We start from the raw sequence: 4843 nt of genomic DNA, 5'->3' as shown, positions 1-4843 counted from the left end.
CCCTCGCCCGCCGGACCCGACGGCGCCGACGGCCCCGGGCAGATCCCGGTGAACTCGGTGACGCCGCGCGAGGGCGCGCCGTCGTCGGAGTGGGCACGCGCCAACTCGCAGGTCCGCGGATCCCTGGCGGAGACGGGTGTGGGCGCGACCGACCTGCTGTTGTGGGCGCTCACCGCCGCCGCGGCCGGGGTGACCCTGATCCTGTGGGCCTCCCGGCGGCGTAGCGCCCCCGAGGACTGAGCATCCGGTCCCCGGGACGGGTCAGAACATCGTCCTCGGCCGGATGCTGTTGGCCTGGTCCACCAGGCGGAAGCGCTGCTGACGCGTCTCGGTGGACCGCGCGAGGGTCCGCAGCACGGTTTCGGCACCCGTCCTCAGTCCGAACTCGGTGAAGGGCACCCCGCGCATCAACGGTGAGGGCGAGGGCTCGTTGCCGGGAAGCTGGATCCAGGCGAGCGCGGTGGTGAGCACTGTCAGCCGGATCTGGAACGCCCGGTGCTCGCCGGCGGACAGGTTGGTGACCCGGCGCGCGGCCTCCCGCAGGTGGGATTCTTCGGTCTCCTGCAGGGGCCGCCCCTGGCACAGCAGCAGGATCGCCGTGAGGTTGGCCAGCGCCGAATAGCGCGAATTGGGCGGCACCCGGTCCAGTTCCTCGATCGCGGCCGACACCTCTCCGCGCCGCTGCAGCTGACGCGCCAGCCCGAACGCGGAGCTGACCGCCGCCCGGTCCACCGACCACACCGTGCGGTAGAAGTGCTCGCTCGAGCGCGCCCAGCGGGTCCGGTCCCCCTCCGGGCACACGTCGAGGATGAGCTCGGCCGTCGCGGCCAGCGCCAACTTGGGGCCGTTCTCGCCCGGCATGGCCGACAAGACCTGCTGGAACTTGGGATACGCGCCCACGGGGTCGCCCTTGAGCAGGGCGATCACCCCGACGTACCAGACCAGGCGCCACTCCGAGCGCAGTCGGTGGGCGTTCTCCTCCAGCAGCGCCTCGGCCGCCGCGAGGTCGCCGCTCTCGAGGTAGGCGCGGGTCAGCGACATGATCACGCCCACGCTCTCGTGGGCCTCGGACTCTGAGTCGGAGTAGAGCTCACGGAGCGTGTCGATCCGCTGCTCGACGGAGGTGTACGAGGTGGCGGCGAGAATGCGCCCGGCGGGATCGGAGGATTCCATCAGCGGCACGGGCAGGGCGTCGACGAGTTCGGCCCCGGTCAGGGTGGTGTCGCGGGCGTGGCCGTCGACGAGGAAGTCGGTCGGTTCGACCGTGAACAGCGTGCCGAAGGTGGACCGCTGCGGCGAGAACACCGAGGAGAACGCGGGGTGTGGTTTCCCGGTGCGCAGCGCCAGCACCTCGCGCAGCACCCCCATGAGCTGCCCGGCCATCCCGTTGGCGCTACGGAACCGCATGTTCGGGTCCTCGTTGGTGGAGCGCAGCAGGAACCGGTAGAGCGAGTCGTACCGGCTGAACACCGGCTCCTCGACGGGGGAGGGGATCCCGTCGGCGTAGCGGCCGTCGACCACCGGGAGCCGGACGATCAGCGAGGCCAGGGTGCGCCCCACGGTGTACAGGTCGGAGGCGATGGTGGGGCCGGTCACGGGGATCTCCGGTGCCTGGAAGCCCGGGGTGCCGTAGATGTGCCCGTAGTCGCCCACGCCCGAGACGGCGCCCATGTCGATGAGCTTGACGTGGTCCTCGGTGAGCATAATGTTCTCGGGCTTGAGGTCGTTGTATACCAGTCCCACGGAGTGCAGGTAGGACAGCGCTGTGAGGGCCTCGAGGACGTACGCGATCGCCTTCTCCACGGGCAGGACCCGGCCGGGCGCCGACCGCCGCACGTCCCGCAGGCTGGGGCCGCCGACGTATTCCATGACGATGTACCCGCCGTGTGTGGGCGAGGTGGCCCAGTCGTCGTGGATGAAGTTGTAGATCCGGACGATCGACGGGTGGGAGAGCTCGGCCAGGATCTCGCGCTCGGCCACCGCCACCTCCTGCGCCTCCGCCTGGTCGGCGTGGAGCAGGCCCTTGAGCACCACCCACCGGTCGGAGACGTTGTGGTCCAACGCGAGGTAGATCCAGCCCATCCCGCCGTGGGCGAGCGCGCCCCGCACCTCGTACTGGTCGGCCACCACGTCGCCGGGTCGGAGCTCGGGCCTCGGGAGACGGCCGCCGGAGGCCTCGCACTCGGCCTCGATGTCCTCCGGCGAGAGCATGGCCGAGTTGGGGTCCACCGGGATGATGTACGGCAGGTCCACCAGCCCCTCCGACGCCGGACTCGGCCGGTCCTCGGGCTTGCTGGGTTGCCGCATCCGGAATGGTGCGGATCCGGTTCGGTCGCCGGTGGTGACCTCGCCGGTCCGGGCGGAGGGCCGCTCGGCGGGGACCGATCGGGTACGCGACTCGGGGTCGTCGGTGGTGTCCGCGGTGGCCACGGGCCCGGTGACGGCACCCGCCTCGTCGTCGCGGGTGTCCGGGCTGCCGGATGCGTCCGAGGTGCTGCCCGACCCCGCGGTGTCCTCGAGGTATCCCGTCATGGAGACGGCCCCGGTCGCGGAGATCGCCCCGGTGGCCTGCATCGCACCGGTGGCCTGCATCGCCCCGGTGGCCTGCATCGCACCTGTGGCGGGCATCGCCCCGGTGGCGGCGACCGCCGACGTGGACTCCGTCGCCTCGGTGTCCCATGACGCCTCTGTGTGCCCCCGCGTCTCCGTGTGCCCCACCGCCTCCGTGTGCCCCGCCGCGCCCGTCACCTCGAGTGCGCCGGTGACCGACCCCGGCTCGGGGCGGAACGTGGCCTCGGTCCCGGCGGTCGGCTCGTCGACCGCGGGCCCGTCATCCCATTTCCGGTAGCTCATCTCGGCTCCTCCGGCACGTAGGCCGGTTCGGGCATCCCGGGGCTCGGGCCGAGCCCTGAGAGCCACGTGGAGTACATGCGGTTCCACGTGCCGTCGGCCCGGATCCGCTCGAGGGTCGAGTTGACCTGCCGGACCAGCCCGTCGGTGTTGTTGCCGGGGGTCGACTTGGCGATGCCCACCCCGTACGGCTCCGCGTTGAGCTGCGGCCCGACGATCTCCAGGTACGGATCCTGGGCGGTGATGCCCACCAGGATCGCGTCGTCCGTGGTGATGGCGTCCACCTGGTTCTGCTGGATGGCCACCAGGCAGTCGGCCCACGTGTTGACCGACAGCACCGTGAGCCGCTGCAGCTCCTCCCACAGTCGGGAGGCCGAGGTGGTGCCGGCCGCCACGCACACCCGTCGGCCCTCGAGGTGTTCGATCTCGGTTATCCCGGAGCCCCGCACCGCCAGCACGCGCTGGTAGGCCTGGTAGTACGGCACGGAGAAGGTGATCAGCTCGCGCCGCGCGCACGTGATGGACATCGACCGGATCACCACGTCGACCTGGTTGTTCTCCAATGCCTCGATCCGGTTGACCGAGGTCAGTGAGCGGAACTCGACCTGGCCGGGATCGCCGAAGATGTCCCGGGCGATCTCGCGGGCCAGGTCCACGTCGAAGCCGGTGAGCTGCCCGGTGCCCGGGTCGCGGAAGGAGAACAGGTTGGAGCCCTGGTCCAGTCCCACGATCAGCCGCCCCCGGTCTCTGATGCGCGGGACGCGCTCCTCGGGCGGGGCGTCGTCCGGGCGCAGGCTCGGCAGCGGGTCGCAGGACTCGTCGGGGGTCACCTGGGGGAGTCCTGTCGGGCCGTCGGTGCTGATCACCGCTCCGGCCGGCAGCGGCATCACCGCGGACACCTCCGGGATCCCCACGTGATCCGACTCGGAGATCATCTCCCGGTCCGGCCCGCCGTCGCCGCCGCGCGCCTCGTCGTCGTCGACCCCGCACGCTCCGGCGAGCACCAGGGCGGCGACCAGAACGCCCCCGGTCACCACGCGGGCGGTCCGCCGCCCGGCCCACCACCTCATCCGCGCGCTCACAGGTACTCCCTGATCCGGGGTGCGATGCCCACGACCACGGCGAACGCGGCCAGGGCGGACAAGGCCATGATCAGGTCCGGCCCGGTGGCGGAGGTGCGCCGGGCGTTGTCGATGCGCGTGCGCAGCGTGTCGCGGGCTTCCTCGATGGCGTCCTGCATGGACTCGTCGAACTCGTCGAACGCGGCACCGGAATCGCCCTCCTCCTGGCCCGAGGAGATGGTGATGGCCCCCTGGTAGTCGCCCTGTTGGTAGAGCGAATCGGCGCGGTTCTGGGCGGCCATCCAGTCGTCCAGGGCCTCGATCGCGCTGGTGACGGCACCGTCGCCGTCCAGGCTGATGCGGCTACGGGACTGCTCGTCCGGGTCCAGGTAGACGGTCAACGAGTCACGGACGCCGCCGAGGATGGCGGCCCGCTCGGCGGCCGACCCCTCGGGATCGGTCCGGCGCACCAGGTTGAGCGTCTCCTGCGCGCGGACCTTCTGGGCGTCGATCCGCTGCCGGGTGAGCTCGTTCATCGGTGCCGCGCCCTCGGACAGGCCGCGCGCGTTGTTGTTGGCGGCCAGGAAGCCGGCGATCATGGTGAGCAGGAAGGTCGCCACCATGAGCAGCGAGGCCAGCCCCAACGCCGGGTTGATCCGCCGCCCGGTGATCTTCCACAGCCACTGCTGCAGCAGCACCAGTACCGCGATCGCCATCCCCAGCAGGATGAACGACCCCCACGGCGGCGAGGACCACTCGCGGTCCGACTCGCCCACCGAGGTGGACTGGCGGTCGTACAGGTCGGCGGCCGCGGGCAGGATCGTGTCCTGCATGAGCGTCGAGGCCGACGCGAGGTACGCCGAGCCGACCGGGTTGGCGACCCGGTTGTTGGTCCGCGCCGTCTCCACGAGTCCGGTGTAGGTGGTCAACTG

3 protein-coding genes and 1 pseudogene are annotated in these 4843 nt (G+C 71.4%); 1 reads left to right on the top strand and 3 read right to left on the bottom strand.

Features of this window, described 5'->3' with window-relative positions; all coding sequences use genetic code 11:
• Nucleotides 1-240 (top strand): hypothetical protein (locus G6028_RS08760; RefSeq protein WP_182658648.1); only part of this gene is annotated, 240 nt, incomplete at its 5' end.
• Nucleotides 241-261: 21 nt separating this feature from the next.
• On the opposite strand, the gene G6028_RS08755 is transcribed toward G6028_RS08760, so the two are convergent.
• The 3 genes and pseudogenes from G6028_RS08755 to G6028_RS08745 all read right to left on the bottom strand — a co-directional run.
• Nucleotides 262-2853, bottom strand: a complete 2592-nt coding sequence (locus tag G6028_RS08755) for a serine/threonine protein kinase (protein ID WP_182658647.1) — start codon at nucleotides 2851-2853, stop codon at nucleotides 262-264.
• Nucleotides 2850-3920 (bottom strand): glutamate ABC transporter substrate-binding protein, encoded by a 1071-nt coding sequence (locus G6028_RS08750; RefSeq protein ID WP_182658649.1) that lies wholly within the window; start codon nucleotides 3918-3920, stop codon nucleotides 2850-2852. The genes G6028_RS08755 and G6028_RS08750 overlap by 4 nt, the downstream gene beginning before the upstream one ends.
• Nucleotides 3921-3928: 8 nt before the next feature.
• Nucleotides 3929-4843: pseudogene (locus G6028_RS08745) on the bottom strand (hypothetical protein); the annotation flags it as partial.

Source organism: Dietzia cercidiphylli, from assembly GCF_014145145.1.
GTDB classification, from domain to species: domain Bacteria; phylum Actinomycetota; class Actinomycetes; order Mycobacteriales; family Mycobacteriaceae; genus Dietzia; species Dietzia natronolimnaea.
Note: the sequence above shows the minus strand (reverse complement) of the source record. Positions and strands in the feature narration are given on the sequence as shown.

Excerpts from the sequence above, each read along its gene's own strand:
- G6028_RS08750 (WP_182658649.1), bottom strand. The coding sequence starts at position 3,920 with ATGAGGTGGTGGGCCGGGCGGCGGACCGCCCGCGTGGTGACCGGGGGC.
- G6028_RS08755 (WP_182658647.1), bottom strand. The coding sequence starts at position 2,853 with ATGAGCTACCGGAAATGGGATGACGGGCCCGCGGTCGACGAGCCGACC.